The sequence below is a fragment of the Caulobacter sp. AP07 genome (assembly GCF_000281955.1).
Lineage (GTDB): Bacteria > Pseudomonadota > Alphaproteobacteria > Caulobacterales > Caulobacteraceae > Caulobacter.
Window position 1 is genome coordinate 32,207 of sequence record NZ_AKKF01000134.1, and the last position, 24,071, is coordinate 56,277.

Genomic DNA, 24,071 nt, shown 5'->3' on the forward strand with positions numbered 1-24,071 from the left:
AAACCTTGGCGCGTAACCTCCGGCTCACTGGTGTTCAGTCCGCACGGATTTCCATGTCGCTCACCGTTTCAAAACTCGGTCTTGCCGCCGCCCAGTTCGGACTGGACGGCATGAGCGCGTCGCCGCGCGCCCGCTCGCCCGAGACCGAAGCGCGCGACATCCTGAACATCGCCGCCCGGGCCCAGCTGTCGGTCCTGGACGTCTCGGGCAACTACGGCCGGGCCGAATCCGTGCTCGGCGACCTGATCCCGCGTCCCGTGCCGTTCCGCGTCACCCTGTCGGCGGCCCGCGCCGACCGTGGCCCCGATTTCGTCGAGGCCGAGGCTCGCGCCAGCTTGCGCCGCCTGGGGCTGGAGCGGGCCGACGCCATCATCGTTTCCTCGCCCTCCGAACTGTTCGGCCCGCACGGCGCCGCGGTCTGGGACCGCCTGGCCCGGCTGCGCGACGAAGGCCTGTTCGCCAAGGTCGGCGTCGCGGCCCATGCCAGCGACGACCCGGTCGGCGTCGCCCGCCGCTTCAAGCCCGACATTCTCCAGGCCCCGGCCTCCCTGCTTGACCAGCGCCTGCTGGCCGACGGCTCGCTGGCCCGCATCGCCGGCCTGGGGATCGAGGTGCAGCTGCGCTCGATCTTCCTCAACGGCCTGCTGTTCCTGCCGCCCGACCGCGTCCCCGCCCAGCTGAAGGGGGCCTCGGGCCGCCTGTCGAAGGTGCGGCGGATGATCGCCGAGGGCCGTTCCGATCCGCTGCAGGCCGCCCTGGGCTTCGCCCTGTCGCGCGTCGAGGCCAGCGCCGTCCTGGTGGGCGTGACCTCGGCCGCCGAATTGTCGGCCGTGGTCGCCGCCGCCTCCAGCCCGCCGCCCGACCTGGATTGGGACGACATGGCCATCGACGACCCGGTGGCCCTGGACCCGCGACGTTGGGTCGCCTGACCAAACCGCGAATCGAAGCTCAGCCTTAGAAAAAGGCATCCGGAGCAACGCTAATGATCCTCGCCGTCGTCCAGGCCCGCATGGGCTCCAAGCGTCTGCCCGGCAAGGCCGTGGCGACCCTGCAAGGCGAACCGATGATCCTGCGCCAGCTCGAGCGGCTGCGCGGCGCCCGGCGCCTGACCAAGATCATCGTCGCCACCAGCAGCGACGCCGCCGACGACGGCCTGGCCGGCCTGGTGGTGTCGCGCGGCTATGCCGTGCATCGCGGCGCGGGCAGCGACATCCTCGACCGCATCGCCCGCTGCGCCGAAGCCGCCGGCCCGGTCAGTCACGTGGTGCGGATCAAGGGCGACGCGCCGTTCGTCGACGCCGGAGTGATCGACGAGGCCGTCCATCTGGCCCAGACCAGCGGCGCCGACTACACCTCCAACCGCGTGCGGCGCACCTATCCGGCTGGGCTGGAGGTCGAGGTGATCACCGCCGCCGCCCTGCGCCTCGCCGCCGCCGAGGTCCGCGACCCGCAGGCCCTGATCTCGCCGACCGCCGCCATCCGCCAGCGCCCCGACCGCTTCAGCCAGGCCCACCTGACGGCCCGCCGCGACTGGTCGCACCTTGACTGGCGGGTGAAGACCCCGGCCGACCTGGCCTTCGCGCGCTCGGTCTATGACGCGCTGTACCCGGCCGATCCGGGGTTCTCGATGGGCGACGTGCTGGACCTGGTGGAGAGCCACCAGGATATCGGACGGTTCGCGGCCTAAAGAAAAACCCTCTCCCAGAGGGAGAGGGTTCAGAACGCTACTTCCAAGCCCCATAGGGATCCACCGACGTCTTGCCCAGCGCCTCGGCCACGGCCGGGTGGGTCAGCTGGCCGTTCAGGACGTTGAGGCCCCGCGCCAGGTGGACGTTGGTCTTCAGCGCGTCCAGGCCGTGGTCGGCCAGGGCCAGGCCGAAGGGCAGGGTGGCGTTGCCCAGGGCTTCCGACGAGGTGCGCGGCGCCGCGCCCGGCATGTTGGCCACGCAGTAGTGGACCACGCCGTCGACCGTGTAGGTCGGGTCGGCGTGGGTGGTCGGGTGGCTGGTCTCGAAGCAGCCGCCCTGGTCGATCGACACGTCGACCAGCACCGAGCCCGGCTTCATCTGCTTGAGGTGCTCGCGACGCACCAGCTTGGGCGCGGCGGCCCCGGCGGTCAGCACCGCGCCGATGATTACGTCGGCCTTGAGGATCTCGTCCTCGACCGCCGCCAGGGTCGAATAGCGCGTGAGAATGCGGCCCTGATAGAGGTCGTCCAGCTCGCGCATGCGCGGGATCGAGCGTTCCAGCACCACCACCTCGGCGCCGAGGCCGGCGGCCATGCGGGCGGCGTTGGAGCCGACCACGCCGCCGCCCAGCACCACCACGCGGGCCGGGGGCACGCCGGGCACGCCGCAGAGCAGCAGGCCCATGCCGCCATTGTGCTTAAGCAGGGTCTCGGCGGCGCTGAACACCGCGATGCGCCCGGCCACTTCCGACATCGGGGCCAGCAGCGGCAGGCCGCCGCGCGGGTCGGTGACGGTCTCGTAGGCGATGGCCGCCGCGCCCGAGGCCAGCAGGCCCTCGGTCTGGGCGGGATCGGGCGCCAGGTGGAGATAGGTGAACAGGATGTGGCGGGGCGTCAGGCGCTCCCACTCGACCTTCTGCGGTTCCTTGACCTTGATGATCAGTTCCGCGCCGGCGAACACCGCGTCAGCGTCCGGGGCGATGGTCGCGCCGGCCTTCACATAGACGTCGTCGCTGTAGCCGGCGCCGAGACCGGCTCCGGTCTGGACCAGCACCGAGTGACCGTGACCCACATATTCGCGAACCGCCGTGGGGGTCAGGCCGACCCGGTGTTCGCCCGGCTTGATCTCGGAAGGCACTCCAACGCGCATGATCATCTCCTCCAAATGGTGTTTGACGCTGGTTTACGCCCGGGACCTTGCAGGTTCCCGGGGCATTTCATGTGTCCAGAACCGTGGTATGCAGGAATCCAGCGCCACGGAGCCTTCACGGTGAAAAAAGCTGCGGTCCTTCTCGACGCCTTCGATCGCAAGCTGCTGACCTTGCTCCAGCGTCGGGGCCGGTCCAGCTATGTGGAAATGGCCGAGGCGGTGAATCTTTCCGAATCCGCCTGTCTTCGTCGCGTGCGGGCGCTGGAAGAAGCCGGGGTGATCGGCCGCTACGCGGCGGTGATCGACGAGCGCGCGGTAGGCCTGCCGCTCAGCGTTTTCGTCACCGTCACCCTGTCGTCCCAGGCCGAGGCGACGCTCAGCGCCTTCGAGAAAGCGATCTCCCATGTCCGCGAGGTGGCCGAGTGCTACCTGATGACCGGCGGCTCGGACTATCTGCTGCGGCTGGTGGTGCGCGACGTCGACGACCTGGAGCGGGTCCACGCCCAGGAACTGACCCGCATTCCCGGCGTGGTCCGGGTCAGCTCGTCCATCGCCCTGCGCACGGTGGTCAAACGGGTCGAATTGCCGCTTTGAGATGACTGGAGCATCGTGCGGAAAAGTGGAGGCCGGTTTTCCGCAAAAACGATGCGAAAACAAAAACCGAGAGTAGGCCGCGCGATTCCTACTATCGCGGGGCCTACTCCCGGCCGTTGCCCTCCGGCCGACCTCCAGGACGCCGCGATCCGCCAGAACGTCCGCGACACCGCCGCCCGGCTCAAGGTCGCCGACGGCGTGCTGGCCGAAAAGATCGCCGAGGGGCGACTGAAGATCGTCTCGGCGACCTACGACCTCTCCACGGCCCAGGTGGCGTTCGACGCCTAGGCGCGGTCGGGGACAGGCGCATGCGCCTGTCCCCAGCCCCTCCCCAGTCAAGTCCCGTTGACCCTCCCCCCGGCTTAGGTTCAAGTCCCCCCAACACGCTAAGGTTGGGAGAGCTGGGATGTCGACGGACGAGACGCCGCCGGAAGGTGGTCACGAGCCCAAGACTTCCCGCTGGGACGCTTTCAAGGCCCGCATCCCGTCCGGCCTGAAGTCGCCGCTGGTCGCGGTGGGCGCGATCGCCCTGGCGGTCGGTTTCGGCGGCGGTTTCGCGGCCAGCAAGGTCTCCGAGCTCGGCTGGTTCGGCGGCAAGTCCGAGGTCACGGCCACGGCGTCGAAGGGCCAGGCCTGGTCGCTGTTCGGCAAGCCGCGGGCGGCCGGCGCCCCGCGTCGCGGTATCCCCAAGCCCGAGGGCTTCGCCGTCTGGCAGAGCCGCATCGACAGCACCGGCGCCGCGCCGATGGCCTGTATCCGGATGAGCAAGGCGCTGGATCCGTCCAAGCCCTATGCCGACTTCGTGCTGCTCTCGCCCGACATCGGCCGCCAGCCGGCCGTGCGGGTCAAGGACGACGAGCTGTGCGTCGGCGGCGTCGGCTTCACCGACCACCGCGTCACCCTGCTCAAGGGGCTGCCGGGCAAGAACGGCGAGACCCTGGGGGCCAATGCCGACATCGACTTCACCTTCGGCGAGAAGCCGCCCTATGTCGGCTTCGCCGGCGACGGGGTGATCCTGCCGCGCGAGGAATCCGACGGTGTGGCCCTGGAGACCATGAACGTCTCCAAGCTGGCCATCGAGGTCTGGCGGGTGTCGGACCGCAACCTGGTGCGCAAGTCGATCAGCGCGCCCGATCCGGTCGGCGAGGGCGACTACGCCAGCGACTATGGCGACGACAGCCCCGACGACGAGGGCCGCCAGGTGTGGAAGGGCGTGATCAATGTGGACGGCGCGGCCGGCCAGAAGGCGACCACCGTCTTCCCGCTCGGCGCGGTGCTCAAGGAGATGAAGCCCGGCGGCTATGTGATCAAGGCGCGCGACGCCTCGGGCGGCCGCGATCCGGACGGCGAGGGCGACCCGACCCCGGCCCAGGCTCGCCGCTGGATCATGTTCACCGACATGGCGTTGATCGCCTATGACGGCAGCGAATCCCTCGACGTGGTGGTCCGCTCGCTGAAGACCGCCAAGACCCTGGCCGGGGTGCGCGTCACCCTGGTGGCCAAGGATGGCGAGGACCTGGCCCAGGCCAAGAGCGACGCCGACGGCCGGGTGCGCTTCGCCCGCGCCCTGCTGGACGGCGAGGGCGCGTCGCACGCCAAGATGGTCATGGCCTATGGCGCCGAGGGTGACCTGGCGGTGCTGGACCTCGACCGCTCGCCGGTCGACCTGTCCAAGCAGGGGGTTGGCGGCCGCACCGAGTCGGACGGCGGCCGGGCGGTGGCCAGCGACATCGACGGCTTCCTCTATGCCGACCGCGGCATCTATCGCCCAGGCGAGACGGTGCACCTGACGGCCATGGTCCGCGACCGGCTGGCCAAGGCGGTCAACGACCGCAAGGGCTACATCCTGGTCAAGCGGCCGTCGGGGGTCGAGTTCAAGCGCTATCCGTTCAGCCGCGCCGACGCCGGTGCGGTGCTGGCCGACATCGCCTTGCCGCGCAGCGCGCCGCGCGGCCGCTGGACCGCCGTGCTGATGATGGAGGGCGTCGAGGCCCAGGCCGGCGCCTTCAGCTTCAGCGTCGAGGACTTCGCGCCGCAACGCCTGGCGGTCACCGCCACGGGCCAGGAGTCCGTCCCGGTCGCGGCCGGCCAGGAGCGCAAGATCGACGTCTCGGCCCGCTTCCTCTACGGCGCGCCGGGCGCCGGCCTGCAGACCCAGGGCGAGGCGCGGCTGCGGATCGACAGCGATCCCTTCCCGCAGTTCAAGGGCTACGAATGGGGCGACGACCTGTCGCCGTTCGAGGAGAAGTTCATCGAGCTGGGCACGACCGTCACCGACGGTGACGGCCACGCCATCCTCAACCTCGGGACCGGCGACGCCGCCGACACCGCCCAGCCGCTGGTGGCGGCGGTGACCGCTTCGGTGTTCGAGCCCGGCGGCCGTCCGGTCCGCGAGGGGCTGGAGCTGAAGGTGCGGGGCAAGAGCGTCTATTACGGCGTCAAGGTCGAGCAGGGCGACGCCGGCAAGGGCGATCCGCCGGTCAGCCTGGAGATGATCGCGGTCAACGCCGCCGGCGCCCGCGTCGCCTCGACGGCGACCTACACCCTGATCAGCGAGAACTGGAACTATGACTGGTTCCAGCAGGACGGCCGCTGGCAGTGGCGGCGCACCAGCCGCGACGCGGTGGTGGCCAAGGCCACGGTCAATATCGGGGCCGGCCAGCCGGCGCGCTTCAACCGCCGCCTGGGCTGGGGCGACTACCGCCTGGTGGTCGAGGGGCCGGACGGCGCCAAGACCGTCACCAAGTTCTCCTCGGGCTGGGGCTCGCCGGCCAAGGAGGGCGAGGCGCCCGACTTCGTGCGGGTCAGCGCCGGGACCAAGGCCTATGCGCAGGGCGACACGGTGGAGATCGCCCTGAAGTCGCCCTATGCCGGCCAGGTCCAGGTGGCGGTGGCCACCGACCGGCTGATCGACTTCAAGACCCTCAGCGTCGGCGAGAACGGGACGACGGTGAAGTTGAAGACCTCGGCCGCCTGGGGCGGCGGGGCCTATGTGATGGTCACGGTGATCCAGCCGCGCGACCCGGTCAGCTCGCCCAAGCCCAAGCGGGCCCTGGGGCTGATCTATGTGCCGCTCGACCCCAAGGGCCGCAAGCTGACGGTCGACATCGGCACGCCGGCCAAGCTCGACTCCAAGGTCCCCGTCGAGGTGCCGATCAAGGTCCAGGGCCTGGGCTTCGGCCAGAAGGCCAAGGTCACCATCGCCGCCGTCGACGAGGGCATCCTGCGCCTGACGCGCCAGGACAGCCCCGACCCGGCCAAGTGGTACTTCGGCAAGCGGGCCCTGACCCTCAACTACCGTGACGACTACGGCCGCCTGCTCGACCCCAACATGGGCGCGCCGGCCAACGTCAATTTCGGGGCCGACGAGCTGGGCGGCGAAGGGCTGACGGTGACGCCGATCAAGACCGTGGCCCTGTGGTCCGGGATCGTCGAGACAGGGATGGACGGCAAGGCGGTGGTCAAGCTGCCGGCCGCCGACTTCAACGGCGAGCTGCGGATCATGGCCGTGGCCTGGACCGACAATGCGGTCGGCTCGGGCTCCAAGGCCCTGACCGTGCGCCAGCCGGTGGTCGCCGACCTCAACCTGCCGCGCTTCCTGGCCCCCGGTGACAAGCCGATGGCGACGCTGGAACTGCACAATGTCGAGGGCAAGGCTGGGGCCTATACCGTCGAGGCCAACTCGTCGGGCGGCATCGGGGTGGCCTTCAAGAAGGTCATCACCCTGATCCTCGGCCAGCGGATCGCCGAGAAGATCCCCTTCCTGGCGCCCACGGTGACGGGCGTCGGCAAGATCGGCTTCAAGGTCACGGGACCGGGCTTCGACACCTTCAAGGACTACCCGATCCAGACCCGCCTGGGCTGGGGCGACGTGGTGCGCACCACCACCGAGCTGCAGCAGCCGGGGGCGACCTACACGCCCAACGCCCAGCTGCTGGCGGGCCTGGCGGCCGGCGACATCACGCTGCAGGTCAGCTATTCGCCGATCAAGGGCTTCGACCCGGCGGCGATCGCGGTGGCCCTGCAGCGCTATCCCTACGGCTGCACCGAGCAACTGGTCTCGACCGCCTATCCGCTGCTCTACGCCCAGAGCGTCTCCAGCGATCCCAAGCTGAAGCGCACCCCGGCGGTGCTGGCCGGGGCGGTGGGCAAGCTGCTGGACCGCCAGACCCTGGACGGGGCCTTCGGGCTCTGGCGGGTCGGCGACGGCGAGGCCGACGCCTGGCTGGGCGCCTACGCCACCGACTTCCTGGTGGAGGCCAAGGCCCAGGGCGTGGCGGTGCCGGACGAGGCGATGGACAAGGCCCTGAACGCCATGCGCCAGATCAGCCGTCCCGACGGTTGGAGCTCGGTGTCCTACCGCCTGGAATATCCCGGCTGGTGGATGTCGAACGAGGAGGCCTCGAAGAAGGCCACCGAACGCATGCGCCGCCGGGCCTCGGCCTACGCCCTCTACGTGCTGGCCAAGGCCGGGCGCGGCGACCTGGCGCGACTGCGCTGGTGGCACGACGTGCAGATGAAGGACGAGGACCAGCCCCTGGCCAAGGCCCAGGTGGCGGCGGGCCTGGCCCTGATGGGCGACCAGGCGCGAGCCCGCTCGGCCATGCGCCAGGCGGTCAAGTCGCTGGGCTGGCGTGATGAGGCCGACTGGTACCAGAGCCCGCTGCGCGACGTCGCCGCGGTCACCGCCCTGGCCGCCCAGGCCGGCCAGATGGACGTGGCGCGCCAGCTGCAAGGCCGGCTGGAGAACGTGGTCAAGGATCCGGACGCCCTCAACACCCAGGAGCAGGCGGCGCTGCTGTTCGCGGCCAGCCAGTTGCTGAAGGCGGCCGGGCCGATGACCATCGACGCCCAGGGCGTCACCGGCCTGCCCCCGGCCGGCGGTTCGCCGCGCTGGGCGGTGGGCAAGCTGGCCGACGCCCGCTTCACCAACCAGGGCAAGGGCGCCCTGTGGCGGACGGTCAGCGTGCGCGGCACGCCGATCATGGCGCCGGGGGCCGAGAGCAACGGGCTGTCGGTGAGCAAGCGATTGTTCTCGATGAGCGGCGGGGCGATCGATCCGGCGGCGATCCACCAGGGCGACCGGGTGATCGTGCTGGTCTCGGGCTCCTCGCAGCAGGCCCGCTCGATGGCCCTGGTCGTCGACGACGCCCTGCCGGCCGGGTTCGAGATCGAGACCACGCTGGGGGCCGACGACGCCCAGAACGGGCCGTTCAAGTTCCTCGGGACCCTGACCAACCCCGACGTCCAGGAAAGCCGCGACGACCGCTACATCGCCGCGCTGGACCTGGAGGGCAACAAGTCCTTCGCCATGGCCTATGTGGCGCGGGCGGTGACGCCGGGCGAGTTCTTCCTGCCCGGGGCGATCGCCAAGGACATGTACCGGCCGAGCCTGAACGCGCGGTCGGACGCGGGGCGGATCAACGTGGCGCCGGGGCAGTAGCTCAAAAGGTCGTCATCCCCCGACTTGTTCGGGGGACCCAAGCAGGGTCGCCGAGGGATATCGGTTGGCTCGGCTTGGGTCCCCCGCATAAAGCGGGGGATGACGACGGTGGGGGCGTGGTGAAGGCCTAGATCGGCCAGAGCGATATGAATTGATGATCACCACCCCCCGCCTCACCCGCGCCCTCGTCGCCTTCGTCGCCGCCCAGGCCGCGCTGTTCCTGCTGAGCGCCGCCTTTCCGCCCGACATGGCCCGCGCCAAGCGTTCCTCGCCGGTGGTGCTCGACCATCGCGGCGCCTGGCTGCGCGCCCTGCCGGTCGAGGACGGCCGCTGGCGGGTGCGGGCCGATCTCCAACGCACCGACAAGACCTTCCAGAAGCGGCTGATCGCGGTGGAAGACGCGCGGTTCTACGGCCACCTCGGCGTCGACCCCCTGGCCCTGGTCCGGGCCGCCGGCTCGGCGTTGATCCACGGCCGCGTCAGCTCCGGGGCCTCGACCCTGACCATGCAGACGGCCCGCCTGCTGGAGCCTCGGCCGCGCAATCTCGGCTCCAAGCTGATCGAGATGGTCCGCGCCGCCCAGCTGGAGTCGCGGCTGACCAAGCATGAGACCCTGGCCCTCTACCTGACCCTGGCCCCCTATGGCGGCAACCTCGAGGGGGTGCGCGCCGCCAGCCTGGCCTATTTCGGCCACGAGCCGACCAGCCTGACCGACGGCGAACAGGCGCTGCTGATCGCCCTGCCGCAGTCGCCCGAGGCCCGCCGCCCCGACCGCCGCCCCGAGGCCGCCCGCGCCGCCCGCCGCGCCGTGCTCGACAAGATGGTGCGGGCGCACGTGCTGACCGAGGTCGCCGCGGCCGAGGCCGACGCTGAACCCCTGCCCAAGCGCGGCCCGTTCCCCACCTTGGCCTGGCACCTGGCCGGCGAACTGGCCGCCGCCGCGCCGCTCGACCAGCCCAGCGTGGTCTCCACCATCGACGCCGACCTGCAGACCCGGCTGGAGCCGATGGCCGCCGCCGTCGCCGCCGCCCAGGGACCCGACGTCACCGCCGCCATCCTGGTGGTCGAGATCAAGGGCCGGGCGGTGCGGGCCCTGGTCGGCTCGGCCGGGCGCGAGCGGCCCGGCGGCTGGATCGACCTGACCCGCGCCGTGCGCTCGCCGGGCTCGGCCCTGAAGCCGTTCATCTACGCTTTCGCCTTCGACGACGGGACCCTGGCCCCCGACACCCAGATCGACGACGCCGCCACCCGCTTCGCCGACTACCAGCCCGAGAACTTCGACCACGTGTTCCACGACAAGGTCACGGCCCGCGAGGCCCTGGCCTATTCGCTGAACGTCCCGGCCGTCGCCACCCTGGAAAAGGTCGGTCCCGACGTGTTCGCGGCCCGGCTGGAGAACGCCGGGGTGCGGCTGGTGCGGCCGAAGACGGCGATCAAGGCTTCCGGGCTGGCCTTGGCCCTGGGCGGGGCGGGGATCACGCCGCGCGACATGGCCGTGCTCTACGCGGCGCTGGGCGACGGTGGCGTGGCCAAGCCGCTGGCCTTCACCGAGGCGCAGGCCAAGGCGCGCGAGCGTTCGGGCGGCAGCCGCATCGTCCGGCCCGAGGCCGTGGCCCAGGTGCTGGACATCCTGCGCGAAGCCCCGGCCCCGCGCGGCCGCGCCCCTTCGGCCCTGACCCGGGGCGGGCCGGCCATGGCCTTCAAGACCGGCACCTCCTACGGCTTTCGCGACGCGGTGGCGGCCGGGGTGGTCGGCGGCCACGTGATCATCGTCTGGACCGGCCGGGCCGACGGCGGCGCGCGCGGCGGCCTGACCGGCCGCGACGCCGCCCTGCCGCTGCTGTTCGACGTCGCCGACGTGGTCGGGGCCCCGACCATCGCGCCGCGCCCGATCGCCCCGAAGGCCGCGCCCGGCGCGTTGCAGCGGCTGAACCAGGCCTCCGATGGTCCGCGCCTGATCTTTCCGCCGGACGGCGCCACCGTGCAGGTCGACGCGGTCGGGCCGGGGTCTCGCGGCCTGGCGATGGCGGCCGGCGGTGAGAACCTGACCTGGTACGTGGCCGGCCAGCGCCTGGCCGCCGAGCCGGTCAGCGGCAAGGTGATCTGGAAACCGGCCGCGCCCGGCTTCTACCGGCTGCGGGTGGTCGACGACCAGGGTCGGGCGGTCTCGGCGCGGGTGCGGATCAAGGGTTCGATGTCGGACGGGGGGCTGAAGCCATGAAAATCCCGCATGGGGTCCTGCTCGTGGCCTGTCTCTGTCTGGCGTCCTGCGCGTCCAAGGCCGAGAATTGTCGTTTCGGGGAGCGGCGGGTGATCACGGGGACGTGGCACGAAACCTCGGCCGAAGGGGTGGACGCCCTGATGGAGTCCTCGGGATGCCGACCCGTTGGGGCGGGTCGCAAGAAGGACGCGGATCCCCAGCGCTCCACCGCGGCCAGCCCTGGCTAGCGCCGCGAGAATTGCCATTTGGCAGCAAATATCCTATATTCGGCCATATAGGAGTTCAGCCGTGACCCTCGCCACCCTGATCGACACCCAGCCGAAAGCGTTCATCGCCGAGCCGGTCTCCGACAAGGAAGCCGCCGCGATGTTCCGGGCGACGGTGAACCTGCTGCGCCTGTGGGGCGCCACCGATGAGGAGGCCGCGACCCTGCTCGACCTGCCGGTCCGTTCCTACCGGCGCTGGAAGACCGGGCAGATCGGCCGCATCGACCGCGACGGCAAGGCGCGGCTGTCCAACCTGATGGGCGTCCACAAGGCCCTGCGGCTGATCTTCCAGGAGCCGCAGCGCGGCTATGCCTGGGTCAAGGCGCCCAACACCGCGTTCGGCGGCCGCTCGGCCTTGCAGGTGATGCTGGGCGGCGACCTGACCGACCTGATGCGGGTGCGCCGCTATCTCGACGCCGAGCGCGGGGCCTGGTGATCGACCTCGCCGCGATCCCGCGGGCCGACATCGCCTGGCGCGGGGCGGTCCGGATCATCCGCAGCGCCTGGCCGCCGATCGACCTGTTCGAGGACATCGCCGACCCCGCTGACTGGCCGCTGCTGATCGCCGCCGAGCAGAAGACCAATCCGCGGCTGATGGAGACCATCGGCAATCTCGACCTGCTGCCCCAGGACCGCTGGGTGGCCGGGGCGGGGGCCAGCTACCTGATGGCGCCCTTCACCCATGTCAGCCCCGATCGCCCCAGCCGGTTCAGCGCCGGGGCGTACGGCGTGCTCTATTTGGGCGACAGCTTCGAGGTGGCGCTGGCCGAGACCATCCACCACCACCAGCGCTTCATGGCGGCAACCGCCGAGCCGCCGGGCTGGACCTCGCAGTTCCGCGAGATCGTCCTGAACGTCGCTGCGTCGCTGCACGACCTGCGCGGCGGCTCGGCCGACCTTGCCGCGACGCTTTCGCCCGACGACTACGCCGCCAGCCAGTCCCTGGGCGCCCAGCTGCGCGCCAGTGGCTCGGAGGGGGTGGTCTTTCCCAGCGTGCGTCACGCGGGCGGAACCTGCGTCGGGCTATTCTACCCTGATTTGGCGTCAGGCCCCGTGCAGGGTCGGCACCTCGACTATCACTGGGACGGAAGCCGCGTGGACCTGTTCAGGGTCCCGGCGACCGGCGAGGTCTTTCGGATCGAGGACCGGTAGGCAGCCGATCCGGCTATTCGAACATGTCCAGGATGTCCTCGAACAGTTCGCGGCGCCAATCCTCGATATCGACCTTGGAGAGGGCCATGGTTGTCGAGGCCAGGGCCCGCTCGGCGTCGTCGCCCTCCACCGTTTCGATCAAGTCGATGATCTGAAACGCCTCGTGCGCGACCTCCCAGCCACCGTCGATGACGAGATCGACCAGAAAATTCAGGTGATCCGAGCAATCGTAGTGGCCAAGGGCATGGACCAGGGTTCCGCGATCGTTGCGCAGGTCCGGGCGACCGATCATGCGGATCAGCACCTCGGCCAAGCGGGGCGTCTTGCTCTCGGCTAGACGCAGGGCGAGCGCGTTGCGGGCCTTGCCGTCGGATAGCGTCTCCAGCGTTTCCAGGTCCGCAGCGTTTGGGGAGACCATGGTCGAGCTACCCCTCACCCCGCCCCGCTGGCCACCCGTTCGTAGTCGTCCAGGCTCGAAATCCCGACGTTCAGGTCGGTGACCAGGCCGTTGGCCAGCGAATAGACCCAGCCGTGCACCGACAGGCTCTGGCCCCGCGCCCAGGCGTCCTGGACGAAGACGTCGGAGGCCACGTTGCGGACCTGGCGGATGACGTTCAGCTCGCACAGGCGGTTGAGGCGGGCCTTCTCGTCGGGCAGGGCGTCGAGCTCGTGCCGGTGCTCGGCGTGGACCTCGCGGATCGGGTGCAGCCAGTGGTCGACCAGGCCGCGCCGCTTGCCGTCGATGGCCGCCGCCACGCCGCCGCAGCCGTAGTGGCCGACGACCATCACGTGCTTGACCTTGATCACGTCGACCGCGAACTGCAGCACGCTGAGGTAGTTGGCGTCCTGCGGCGGAGCCAGGTTGGCGACGTTGCGGTGGACGAACAGCTCGCCGGGATCGAGGCCGACGATCTCGTTGGCCGGCACCCGGCTGTCGCTGCAGCCGATCCACAGATATTCCGGGCTCTGTTGGCCTTCCAGGCGCTTGAAGAACTGCGGGTCGGCTTCGGTCTTGCGCAGCGACCAGGCCAGGTTGTTGCTCTTGAGGTCTTCAAGCATGGATCGCATCCGGCTGGAGGTCGGGGTGGGCGGCGGCGAAGGCCGGGTGTTCGGCGGCCCGCGCGGCGGCGGCGCGCAGGGCTGGGAACGGGGCCAGGTCCACCTTGAACCGCTCGGCGTTGTAGACCTGGGGGACCAGGCAGCAGTCGGCCAGGCCGGGCGCGTCGCCGAACGCGAAGCCCCGGCCGTGGCGGGCGATCAGCGGCTCCAGGGCCGTGAAGCCGTCGGTGATCCAGCGATGCACCCAAGCGTCGCGGGCCGGCTCGTCGACGCCGAGCTTGGCCAGGGCCCGCAGGATGCGCAGGTTGTTCACCGGGTGGATGTCGCAGGCGACGATCTCGGCCATGGCCCGCACCACAGCCCGGTCGAACGGGTCGGCCGGCAGCAGGGCCGGGGCGGGGACGGTCTCGTCCAGCCATTCCAGGATCGCCAGGCTCTGGGTCAGCGTCCTGCCGTCCACTTCAAGAGTCGGCAAAAGCCGCTGGGGGTTGAGCGCGGCATAGGCCGGCTCATGGTGCTGGCTGGTGACCAGATTGACCGGCGCGTAGTCGTAGGCCAGGCCCTTGAGGTTCAGCCCGATCCGCACCCGATAGGGCGCGCTGGCTCGCCAGGTGCTGTGCAGGGTGAGCTTCATCGGGACCGCCTCAGACGATGGTGAAGTCGAGCTGGCCGACGCCCTCGACCGCGCCCTCGACCCGGTCGCCGCGCCCGATGGCGGCGACGCCCTCGGGGGTGCCGGTGAAGATCAGGTCGCCTGCCGCCAGGGTCCAGAGCTTGGAGGCCTCGGCGATGATCTCGGGGATCGTCCAGATCATGTCCGCGATCTGGCCGACCTGACGCTCCTGGCCGTTGACCGACAGGCGGATGGCGCCGTCGACGCTGGCCTTGTCGACCGGGCGGATGGCCGAGATCGGGGCGCTGGCGTCGAAGCCCTTGGCGGCGTCCCACGGCTGGCCCTTGGCCTTGGCGGCGGCCTGCAGGTCGCGGCGGGTCAGGTCGACGCCCACGGCGTAGCCGAACACATGGTCCATCGCCGCCTCGACGGCGATGCCGGCGCCGCCCGACTTCAGGGCCACCACCAGTTCGATCTCGTGGTGCAGGTCGTGGGTCGCGGACGGGTAGGGGACGTTGCCCGGGCCCAGCAGCGCCACCACGGCGTCGGCCGGCTTGGCGAAGAAGAACGGCGGGTCGCGCTCGTCGCCGCCCATCTCGCGCCGGTGGGCCGCGTAGTTGCGGCCGACGCAGAGGATGCGGCGCACCGGGAAGACGACGTCGCCCCCCTCAACCGGAACCGTGGACGGGGCGGGCGGGGGAAAGGCGAAGTGCGTCATGCCGCCTGATTAGACCCAAACCCGCGCCGCCAAAAGTCTCCCGCGCGAAAAGGCCTTCGCCGGGCCACGATCTTGAAACATCCAGGGCAAGCAGGCCGCATAAACGTTCTTTCACTTGCCCCGAGACCTGACGACGAGTCATGACGGGTAACCAATTGTGGCGAAAACCCGCCGCGCCGAAATCGAAGGGGGCCTCGGACCGACGATGCTGATCATCGAGAACCTGACCCACGTCTATGCCAATGGCGTGAAAGCCCTCGATGAGGTCAGCCTGACGATCCCGCGCGGCATGTACGGCCTGCTCGGCCCGAACGGCGCCGGCAAGTCGACCCTGATGCGCACCGTCGCCACCCTGCAGGCCCCGACCTCGGGCCATATCCGCTTCGACGACATCGACGTGCTGAAGTCGCCCGACCTGCTGCGGCGCACCCTGGGCTACCTGCCGCAGGACTTCGGCGTCTATCCGCGGGTCAGCGCCTACGACATGCTCGACCATATGGCGGTGCTGAAGGGGATTTCCGGCGCCAAGGAACGCAAGGACGTCGTCGAGAGCCTGCTCCACCAGGTCAACCTGTGGACCGTGCGCAAGAAGGCCATCGCCGGCTTCTCGGGCGGCATGCGCCAGCGGTTCGGCATCGCCCAGGCCCTGATCGGCGACCCGCGCCTGATCATCGTCGACGAGCCGACCGCCGGCCTCGACCCCGAGGAGCGCAACCGCTTCCTCAACCTGCTGGCCGAGATCGGCGAGAACGTGGTGGTCATCCTCTCGACCCACATCGTCGAGGACGTGTCGGACCTCTGTCCGGCCATGGCGATCATCTGCGACGGCCGCATCGTCAAGGAAGGCGCCCCGGCCGCCCTGGTCACCCAGCTCTCGGGGCGCATCTGGCGCAAGACCATCGACAAGGCCGAGCTAGAGGACGCCAAGGCCCGCTACCAGGTGATCTCCACCCGCCTGCTGGGCGGTCGCACGGTGATCCACATCCTGGCCGACCAGGATCCGGGCGACGGCTTCGGCCGGGTCGAGGGCGGGCTGGAGGATGTCTATTTCTCGACCCTCTCCACAACCCGGTGCGCGGCCTAGGACGCGTGGGGATGTTCGGAAAAGTCGCCGCCTTCGAGTTCCGCTACCAGGCGCGCCAGCCGGTCTTCTGGGTCGGGGTGATCATCTTCTTCCTGCTGGCCTTCGCCACGGTCGCCGCGCCGAACATCGTCCAGCTGGGCTCCACGGCCAACGTCCACAAGAACGCCGCGTCGGTGATCGCCAACGCCCACCTGTTCTTCGCCATCGTCTACATGTTCGTCACGGCCGCCTTCGTGGCCAACATCATCGTCCGCGACGAGGACACCGGCTTCCACGGCATCCTGCGGTCTACGCGGCTGTCGAAGTTCGACTACCTGTACGGCCGGTTCACCGGCGCCTTCGCGGCGGCGGCCCTGTCGTTCCTGGCGGTGCCGGTCGGCATGGCCCTGGGCGCGGCCATGTGGTGGGTCGACCCCGACAGCGTCGGCCCCTTCGTCCTCTCCCACTACCTGTTCGGCTATTTCGTCCTGGCCCTACCGTCGCTGCTGCTGACCTCGGCGGTGTTCTTCTCGCTGACCACCCTGACGCGGTCGATGATGTGGACCTATGTCGGCGTCATCGCCTTCATGGTGCTGTCGTCGGTCGGCGCGACCCTGCTGCGCCAGCCGGGGCTGGAAAAGGTCGCCGCCCTCTGGGAGCCCTTCGGCGGCGGGGCCTTCGGCCTGGCGACCCGCTACTGGACGGCCGCCGAGCGCAACGCCCAGCTGCCGCCTCTGGCCGGCTTCCTGCTGGCCAACCGCCTGCTGTGGACCGGCGTCGCCCTGGTCATCATCGCCGCCGCCTACTGGCTGTTCGACCTGCGCAAGGGCGACGGCGCCGCCAGGGTCAAGCGCGACAAGTCCGACGCCGACATCCCGCGCGCCGCGACCGAGGTCGCCCGCGCGACCCCCACCTTCGGAACGGCCACCCACCTGGCCCAGCTGTGGGCCCGGGCCCGGCTCGACGCCCGGCAGGTCTTCCTCAGCCCGGCCTATCTGGTGCTGCTGGGCCTGGCCGGGGTGCTGTCGGTGCTCAATCTCTGGCACGTCGCCGACGACGGCCTCTATGGCGGGGCGATCTATCCGGTGACCCGGGCGATGATCGGCTCGCTGGAAGGCGTCTTCCCGTTCATCAGCCTGATCATCGCCTCGTTCTACGCCGGCGAACTGGTCTGGCGCGAGCAGGAGCGGCGGACCCACGAGCTGATCGACGCCACACCGATCCCCGACTGGGCCTTCGTGGTCCCCAAGACCCTGGCCATCGGCCTGGTCCTGGTCTCGACCTTCGTGATCGCCGCGCTGATGGCCATCACGATCCAGCTGATCAAGGGTTACACCCATCTGGAACTGGTGAACTACCTGTTCTGGTGGGTGCTGCCCCAGGCCGCCGACTGCTTCCTGCTGGCGGTGCTGGCGGTGTTCCTGCAGGTGCTGTCGCCGCACAAGTTCGTCGGCTGGGGCCTGATGGTGCTGTACATCATCGCCACCATCGTCGCGTCCAGCTACGGGCTGGAGCACAACCTCTACATCTATGACGGGACCTCGCCCGTGCCGCGCTCCGACCTCAACGGCCTGGGGCGGTTCTGGATCGGCGCCTGGTGGTTCCGGCTCTACTGGGCGGCCTTCGCGACGGTGCTGCTGGTGCTGTGCCACGTGTTGTGGCGACGCGGGACCGAGACCCGGCTGAGGCCCCGGCTGCTGGCCCTGCCGCGTCGCCTCTCGGGCCGTTCGGGCCTGGTGGCCGGCGCCGCCCTGATGGTGTTCCTCGGCGTCGGAGTGTTCATCTACATGAACACCAACGTCTGGAACCAGTACCGCACGACCCTGAGCAACGAGCGCTGGACCGCCGACTACGAGAAGGCCCTGCTGCCGTTCGAGACCACGCCCCAGCCCAAGATCGTGGCGGTCAAGCTGGACGTCGACATCCGCCCGCACATGCCGCGCATCGACACCAAGGGCGTCTACGAGATCGAGAACCGCACCGGCAAGCCGCTGCGCGAGATCCATGTCCGCTTCGACCGCGACCTCAAGGTGCTGGCCCTGTCGATCCAGGGGGCCCGGCCCAAGCGCACCTTCGAGCGCTTCAACTACCGGATCTTCGCCTTCGACACCCCGATGCAGCCGGGCGAGCGGCGCTCGATGTCGTTCAGCACCGCCCGGGTCGAGTTCGGCTTCCGCAACAGCGGCCCCGACATCAGCATGGTCGACAACGGCACCTTCATCAACGACCAGCAGCTGGCCCCGTCGCTGGGCATGGACCGAAGAGGGCTCCTGAACGACCGCACCAAGCGGCGCAAGTACGGCCTGCCGCCGCAACTGCGGATGGCCAAGCTGGGCGACGCGGCCTCGCGCGAGTTCAACGGCCTGCGCCGCGACAGCGACTGGGTGACCGCCGACATCACCGTCACCACCGACGCCGACCAGACCCCGATCGCGCCGGGCTACAAGGTGTCGGAGAAGGTCTGGTTCGAGCCGGCCAAGAGTGGCGGACCGGTGACCAAGGCCGGCGACCGGCGCACGGCGCGGTTCGTCACCGAAGCGCCGATCCTGCACTTCTTCTCGATCCAGTCGGCCCGCTACGCGGTCAGGACCGAGCCTTACAAGGGCGTGCAGCTGTCGGTCTACTACGACCCGCCGCATGGCTGGAACGTCGACCGGATGCTGGCTTCGATGAAACGGTCGCTGGACTACGACCAGGCCAATTTCAGCCCCTACCAGTTCCGCCAGCTGCGCTACCTGGAGTTCCCGGGCTACGGCGACTTCGCCCAGTCGTTCGCCAACACCATCCCGTGGTCCGAGAACCTCGGCTTCATCTCCAAGTACGACGACCCGAGCAAGATCGACATGGTCACCTATGTCGGGGCCCACGAGATCGCCCACCAGTGGTGGGCCCACCAGCTGATCGGCGCTGACCAGCAGGGCGGCGCGGCGCTGAGCGAGACCCTGGCCCAGTACTCGGCCCTGATGGTGATGAAGAAGACCTATGGCGAGCCGATGATCCGCAAGTTCCTCAAATACGAACTGGACCGCTACCTGCGGGCCCGGGGCGGCGAGGTGATCGAGGAACTGCCGCTGCGCCAGGTCGAGGACCAGCCCTACATCTACTACAACAAGGGCTCGCTGGTGATGTACCGCCTGGCCGAGGAGATCGGCGAGGACAACGTCAACGCCGCCCTGCGCGAGATGCTGGCCGCCTACGCCTTCAAGGGCCCGCCCTATCCCACCACCCTGGAACTGGTCGCCGCCCTGCGTCGCCACGCCCCGGCCGACAAGCAGGCGCTGATCACCGACCTGTTCGAGAAGATCACGCTCTACGACCTGAAGACCCAGTCGGCGCGGGCCAGCATGCGCCCCGACGGCCGCTACGACGTGACCCTGGTGGTCGAGGCCCGCAAGCTCTACGCCCAGGGCCGCGGCCAGGAGAAGGAAGCGCCGATGAGCGAGCCGATGGATGTCGGCCTGTTCTCGCTGGAGCCGGGCAAGAAGGGCTTCGGGGCCGACAAGGTCATCGCCCTGGAGCGCCGGACCATCCGCTCGGGAACCCAGACCCTGACCTTCGTGACCAAGGTCGCGCCGAAGGCGGCCGGGGTGGACCCCTACAACATCGTCATCGACCGCAACGGCGACGACAACGTCATCAAGGTCGAGGCCCAGTGAATCCGCACGAACCGAAGCTGGACGCGGCGGCGCTGAACGCCTTCCTGTCGGGGGCCTTCCCGGAGGCCGACGCCGACCTGATGCCGAAGGTGGTCGAGGTGGCGGCGGGTCGGGTCCTGGTGCGCCAGGCCTTCGCCAGCCGGGCCCTGCGGCCGGGCGGCCTGATCTCGGGACCCACCCAGATGGCGCTGGCCGACATGGCGGCCTACGCCCTGGTGCTGGCCCATATCGGCGAGGTGGCGATGGCGGTGACCACGTCCCTGACCATCCACTTCCTGCGCGGGGCCAAGCCGGGCGACCTCCATGCGGAGGCCAGCCTGCTCAAGCTCGGCCGCCGCATCGCGACGGCCGATATCCTGATCTGGTCGGAATCGCGCCAGCGGGCCGCCGCCAAGGCGACGGTCGCCTACGCGATTCCGTAAGGGGACGCGGTTTCTGAAGGTGTCGGGGGAGAAGAACATGGCCGAAGCGCCGCTGAACGGCCTGCGGGTGATCGAAATGGGCTCGCTGATCGCCGGCCCGTTCTGCGGCCAGGTGCTGGGCGATTTCGGCGCCGAGGTCATCAAGCTGGAGGACCCCAAGGCCGGCGATCCGATGCGCCAGTGGGGCCGCACCAAGCCCAAGGGCCATTCGCCGTGGTGGCCGGTGATCGGCCGCAACAAGAAGTCCGTCACCCTGGACCTGCGCACCCCCGAGGGCCGCGACGTCGCCCGCGCCCTGATCGCCAAGGCCGACGTGGTGGTCGAGAACTTCCGCCCCGGCACGCTCGAAAAATGGGGCATGGGCTATGACGCCCTGGCCGCGACCAATCCTGGCCTGGTGATGGCGCGGGTCTCGGGCTTCGGTCAGACGGGTCCCTATTCGCACCGCGCCGGCTACGCCCTGATCGGCGAGGCGATGGGCGGCCTGCGCCACATCACCGGCGAGCCCGACCGGCCGCCGGCCCGGGCCGGAATCTCGATCGGCGACAGCCTGGCCGGCCTCAACGCCGCGCTGGGGACGATGATGGCGATCCACGCCCGCCACGGCACCGGCCAGGGCCAGGTGGTCGACGCGGCGATCTACGAAAGCGTGCTGACGGTGATGGAGAACCTGATCACCGAATACGACCTGTCGGGCTATGTGCGCGAGCGCTCCGGCGCGATCCTGCCCGGCATCGCGCCGTCCAACGTCTACCCGACCCGGGGCGGCGAGCTGATCCTGATCGGCGCCAACCAGGACACCCTGTTCAAGCGCCTGTGCGAGGTGATGGGCCGGCCTGAACTGGCCCAGGACGCGCGCTATCACGACCACGCGGCGCGCGGCGCCAATCAGGTCCAGCTCGACGCCACGATCGGCGGCTGGACCGTCGAGCACGACATCGAGACCTTGCTGCCCCTGCTGGAAGACGCCGGCCTGGCCGTCGGCCGGGTCTATCGCGCGCCGGACATGCTCAAGGACCCGCAGTTCATCGCCCGCGAGTCGATCGTCGAGGTGGCCCACCCGGTGTTCGGGACCGTGAAGATGCAGAACGCCTTCCCGCGGCTATCGGACACGCCGGGCGGCGTGCGCTGGCCGGGCCCGGGCCTGGGCGAGCACACCGACGCGGTGCTGCGCGAGGTGGCGGGGCTGTCGGACGAGGCGATCGCCGGGTTGCGGGAACGCGGAGTGGTTTGATCCTGGACTCTCTCCCTCCCCCCTGCGGGGAGGGTGGCCTCCGAAGGAGGTCGGGTGGGGGTCCGGTGCAGGGTGTTTGAGCGCCTTGGGGCGGCGAAGCCCACCCACCAGCTTCGCTGGTCCCCCCTTCAAAACCCGATAGCTCAGCGGTGAACCGCGTGAGGCCGCCAAGCCGCGCCCACGGCTCGGGACATGCCCATGGGCATGTCCCCGACGGTTCTCCTCCCCCTGTGGGGGAGGGCCTGTCACCCCCGTCCCGTCACCGAGGCCAGGGCCCGGGCGATCTGGTGGACGTTGTAGGGCTTGCGGACGATCGGGGCGTCGAAGCCCATGGGGGCGGCCTTGTCGGCATAGCCGGTGGCGAACACGAACGGCCGGCCTTCGCGGCGCAGCACCTCGGCGACCGGGGCCACCGACTGGCCGTTGAGGTCGGCGTCCAGCACCGCGGCGTCGAACGACAGCTCCAGCATCTGCAGGGCCTCGGACAGTTCGGCCGCGCAGCCGACCACCTCGACCCCGGAATCCTCCAGCCCCGCCTCCAGCTCCATGGCCAGCAGCAGCGAATCCTCGACGATCAGCACCCGCAAGCCCGCGATGTCGCCGGCCCTGAAGGTGTCGGCGCCGCCGCCCAGGGTCTCGACGATGCGCTCGCTCTCCGGGGCGGCCGGTTCGGGCTCGGGCGTGTCGACCAGGGCGTCGGCCGCCGCGTGGATCATCGCCGTGACGCCGCTGCGCCGGTATTCGATCGTCGCCCGGCCCTTCAGTTCGCGACCGACCACGTCCTCGATCAGGGTGGCGCCGAAGCCGCGCTTGTCGGGCGGCGAGGTCATCGGACCGCCGGTCTCCAGCCATTCGAGGTTGAAGCCGCCGTCGGGCGCCGCGCGCCAGACCACCTCGACCCGGCCGCTCTCGGCCGACAGCGACCCGAACTTCACGGCGTTGACCGCCAGTTCGTGCAGGGCCAGCGACAGGGCGGCGGCGGCGCGGGGCGTCAGGAACAGTTCGGGCCCGTCCCAGCGGGTCTGGTTGGGGGCCAGGCCGCCCAACTCGGCGGCGGCGATCCGCGCCAGGGTGGCGCCGCGCCAGCGGGCGGCGCTGAGCAGGTCATGGGCCGAACTCATCGACTTCAGCCGCGCGGCGAAGGTCTTGAGGAACCCGTCCAGCGACGAGGCCTTGCGGGCCGACTGCCCGGCCACCGCCTGCACGGCGGCCAGGATGTTCTTGATCCGATGGTCCAGCTCGGTGAGCAGGTTTTCGCGCTGGTCATCGGCGTCGCGGCGGGCGGTGATGTCCTGCACCACGCCGATATGCCGGATGGGCTTGCGGTCGCCGTCGAACACCAGGACCCCGGCCGCGCGGATCCACACCGTCCGGTCGGGATTGGCCGACAGGGGCCGGAACTCGACCTCGTAGCGCCCGCCCTCCGCAAGCTGGGCCTCGACGCTGGCGCGGGTCTCGGCGCGGTCGTCGAGATGGATGAAGTCGTAGAGCGCCTGGCTGGTCGCGGCGGGGTGGTCGCCGGCCGGGGCGTCCATGATCTTGGCCATGCGCGGGCTGATCCGCATCAGGTGGGCCGTCATGTCCCACTCGAACTCGCCCAGTTCGGCGGCGGCGAGGGCCAGGGCGATGCGTTCGCTGTCCAGCGACCGTTCGGCGGCGTTGCGCGCGGTTTCGGCGTCGTGCAGCAGCTCTTCCATGGCCAGGGCCGCCAGGTCGGCCAGGGCCCGTGTCAGGTCGCCGTCGATCGCCGGGCGGGGCTTGTCGTCCTCGACCGTCAGCAGGCCGATGATCTGGCCGTCGGGATCCTTGAGCGGGGCGCAGGCGAAGAAGCGGGTGTCGGCGGCGAACGGCCGGATCGCCGGGGCGGGATCGGCGGCGAGATCGAGATTGGTGACGACCCCGCAATCGCGCAGGCGCGCCTCGAGCCCGGCCGGCCGGGGTTCCTCGACCTGGTCGAAGCCCACCTTGGCCTTCAGCCAGATCCGGTCTTCGCCGATCAGGCGAATGGCCGCTCTCGGCGCGTTGAACAGGCGCGAGGCGATGCGGACGATTCGGTCGAAACGCGGGTCGGCCGGGTCGCCGTTCAGGGCGCGAAGGGCGGTGAGGGCGCGCAGCCGGCGCGCCTCTTGATCATCCGCCAGCGTTCCGCCCGCATCGTCCATGAACGGACCATAGACCGGGTTCGCGCGGCGCGCGAGATCGATAAAGTCCAGGCGGCGATCATCCCCTGTGGTGAAGCTCCAACCTTGGCGCTACAATGGAACTCGTGGCCTTGGCTTCGCGTTGAGCGGGCGCAGCTTCGCAGCTGTCCGCCCCCCAGAAGCTTGAGCCGCGAACCGGAGATTCCCATGCCCGACAACGCCCTGAACCCCGCCCTCAAGGAGGCCAGCAAGGCCTCCGCGAACGCCGGCGCCGCCCTGGATCACGCCGAACGCAGCTTCGGCGAAGCGGCCTCGGCCGCCAAGGCCAATTTCAACGACGCCGCCGCCGCCGCCAAGGTCAACCTGGCCGACGCCGCCAAGCGCATCGAGCACTCGCTCACCCAGGGCCTCGAAACCCTGCGCGCCCAGACCCGCACCTATACCGACACCGCCGGCCAACAGGTCGACGAAGCCCAGCGCTATGTCGCAGAGCGCGTTCGCGAGCGGCCGATCACCGCCACCCTGGCCGGCCTCGGCGTCGGCGTCCTGCTGGGCCTGCTGCTGGCCGGAAACCGCGGCGGCCGCGACAAGTGATCTTTGAAAAGACCCTGACGACCCTGGCGGCGGCCGCGGCGATCGCCGCGGCCGCCGC

At 70.1% G+C, this 24,071-nt stretch carries 18 protein-coding genes and 1 pseudogene; 13 read left to right on the forward strand and 6 right to left on the reverse strand.

The features are described 5' to 3' along the window. The first annotated feature begins 53 nt into the window (after window positions 1–53). Together PMI01_RS09570 and PMI01_RS09575 are read left to right on the forward strand one after the other, a co-directional pair. A complete protein-coding gene (locus PMI01_RS09570) occupies window positions 54–929 on the forward strand; it encodes a bifunctional regulator KidO (protein WP_007667344.1) in 876 nt (291 codons plus the stop codon). 53 nt (window positions 930–982) lie between these two features. After that, complete coding sequence (locus PMI01_RS09575; RefSeq protein ID WP_007667346.1) at window positions 983–1,687, forward strand: glycosyltransferase family protein; 705 nt, start codon at window positions 983–985, stop codon at window positions 1,685–1,687. 37 nt (window positions 1,688–1,724) lie between these two features. Here the strand turns inward: PMI01_RS09575 and ald are convergent, their stop codons facing one another. Continuing rightward, window positions 1,725–2,837 (reverse strand): alanine dehydrogenase, encoded by a 1,113-nt coding sequence (gene ald / locus PMI01_RS09580; protein WP_007667348.1) that lies wholly within the window; start codon window positions 2,835–2,837, stop codon window positions 1,725–1,727. Between the two features lie 120 nt (window positions 2,838–2,957). Between ald and PMI01_RS09585 the strand changes: the two genes are divergently transcribed. The 6 genes and pseudogenes from PMI01_RS09585 (at window position 2,958) to PMI01_RS09605 (ending at window position 12,513) form a co-directional block, all read left to right on the forward strand. After that, a complete protein-coding gene (locus PMI01_RS09585) occupies window positions 2,958–3,431 on the forward strand; it encodes an Lrp/AsnC family transcriptional regulator (RefSeq protein ID WP_007667354.1) in 474 nt (157 codons plus the stop codon). 123 nt (window positions 3,432–3,554) lie between these two features. Continuing rightward, a pseudogene (locus tag PMI01_RS26425) lies at window positions 3,555–3,719 on the forward strand (carbonic anhydrase); the annotation flags it as partial. 118 nt (window positions 3,720–3,837) lie between these two features. Continuing rightward, on the forward strand, window positions 3,838–8,874 hold the full coding sequence (locus PMI01_RS09590; RefSeq protein WP_007667364.1) for an alpha-2-macroglobulin family protein: 5,037 nt from the start codon (window positions 3,838–3,840) through the stop codon (window positions 8,872–8,874). 154 nt (window positions 8,875–9,028) lie between these two features. Further along, window positions 9,029–11,095: a penicillin-binding protein 1C gene (gene pbpC / locus PMI01_RS09595; protein WP_007667365.1), complete on the forward strand. Its 2,067-nt coding sequence runs from the start codon at window positions 9,029–9,031 to the stop codon at window positions 11,093–11,095. Window positions 11,096–11,383: 288 nt separating this feature from the next. Further along, entirely contained in the window at window positions 11,384–11,797 is a 414-nt protein-coding gene (locus tag PMI01_RS09600) for an MbcA/ParS/Xre antitoxin family protein (protein WP_007667368.1), read from the forward strand. Next, window positions 11,794–12,513: an RES family NAD+ phosphorylase gene (locus PMI01_RS09605; RefSeq protein WP_007667370.1), complete on the forward strand. Its 720-nt coding sequence runs from the start codon at window positions 11,794–11,796 to the stop codon at window positions 12,511–12,513. Before PMI01_RS09600 ends, PMI01_RS09605 begins: the two co-directional genes overlap by 4 nt. Window positions 12,514–12,526: 13 nt before the next feature. Here the strand turns inward: PMI01_RS09605 and PMI01_RS09610 are convergent, their stop codons facing one another. From PMI01_RS09610 to PMI01_RS09625, 4 genes are read right to left on the reverse strand one after another with little or no spacing between them, the layout of a single operon-like run. Further along, window positions 12,527–12,931, reverse strand: a complete 405-nt coding sequence (locus tag PMI01_RS09610) for a hypothetical protein (protein ID WP_007667371.1) — start codon at window positions 12,929–12,931, stop codon at window positions 12,527–12,529. A 14-nt stretch (window positions 12,932–12,945) separates the two neighbouring features. Then, complete coding sequence (locus PMI01_RS09615; RefSeq protein WP_007667372.1) at window positions 12,946–13,572, reverse strand: carbonic anhydrase; 627 nt, start codon at window positions 13,570–13,572, stop codon at window positions 12,946–12,948. Then, complete coding sequence (gene maiA, locus PMI01_RS09620; RefSeq protein WP_007667375.1) at window positions 13,565–14,206, reverse strand: maleylacetoacetate isomerase; 642 nt, start codon at window positions 14,204–14,206, stop codon at window positions 13,565–13,567. The genes PMI01_RS09615 and maiA overlap by 8 nt, the downstream gene beginning before the upstream one ends. A 10-nt stretch (window positions 14,207–14,216) precedes the next feature. Then, the gene (locus PMI01_RS09625; RefSeq protein WP_007667377.1) at window positions 14,217–14,903 is read right to left on the reverse strand and encodes a fumarylacetoacetate hydrolase family protein; all 687 of its coding nucleotides are present in this window, start codon (window positions 14,901–14,903) and stop codon (window positions 14,217–14,219) included. 205 nt (window positions 14,904–15,108) lie between these two features. Here PMI01_RS09625 and PMI01_RS09630 point away from each other — a divergent pair, with 205 nt between their 5' ends. The 4 genes from PMI01_RS09630 to PMI01_RS09645 are packed head-to-tail and all read left to right on the forward strand — an operon-like array spanning window position 15,109 to window position 21,278. Then, window positions 15,109–15,987, forward strand: coding sequence for an ABC transporter ATP-binding protein (locus PMI01_RS09630; RefSeq protein ID WP_007667379.1), 879 nt, complete (start codon window positions 15,109–15,111; stop codon window positions 15,985–15,987). Window positions 15,988–15,998: 11 nt separating this feature from the next. After that, window positions 15,999–19,622, forward strand: coding sequence for an ABC transporter permease/M1 family aminopeptidase (locus PMI01_RS09635; RefSeq protein WP_007667381.1), 3,624 nt, complete (start codon window positions 15,999–16,001; stop codon window positions 19,620–19,622). Further along, window positions 19,619–20,044, forward strand: coding sequence for a PaaI family thioesterase (locus PMI01_RS09640; RefSeq protein ID WP_007667383.1), 426 nt, complete (start codon window positions 19,619–19,621; stop codon window positions 20,042–20,044). Before PMI01_RS09635 ends, PMI01_RS09640 begins: the two co-directional genes overlap by 4 nt. A 37-nt stretch (window positions 20,045–20,081) precedes the next feature. Then, window positions 20,082–21,278 carry a CaiB/BaiF CoA transferase family protein gene (locus PMI01_RS09645; protein WP_007667385.1) on the forward strand — a complete coding sequence of 399 codons (1,197 nt, stop codon included), beginning with the start codon at window positions 20,082–20,084 and terminating at the stop codon, window positions 21,276–21,278. A 245-nt stretch (window positions 21,279–21,523) separates the two neighbouring features. Here the strand turns inward: PMI01_RS09645 and PMI01_RS09650 are convergent, their stop codons facing one another. Next, the gene (locus tag PMI01_RS09650) at window positions 21,524–23,440 is read right to left on the reverse strand and encodes an HWE histidine kinase domain-containing protein (protein ID WP_007667387.1); all 1,917 of its coding nucleotides are present in this window, start codon (window positions 23,438–23,440) and stop codon (window positions 21,524–21,526) included. 186 nt (window positions 23,441–23,626) lie between these two features. Here PMI01_RS09650 and PMI01_RS09655 point away from each other — a divergent pair, with 186 nt between their 5' ends. Further along, window positions 23,627–24,013 (forward strand): hypothetical protein, encoded by a 387-nt coding sequence (locus tag PMI01_RS09655; RefSeq protein ID WP_007667388.1) that lies wholly within the window; start codon window positions 23,627–23,629, stop codon window positions 24,011–24,013. Window positions 24,014–24,071: the final 58 nt, after the last annotated feature.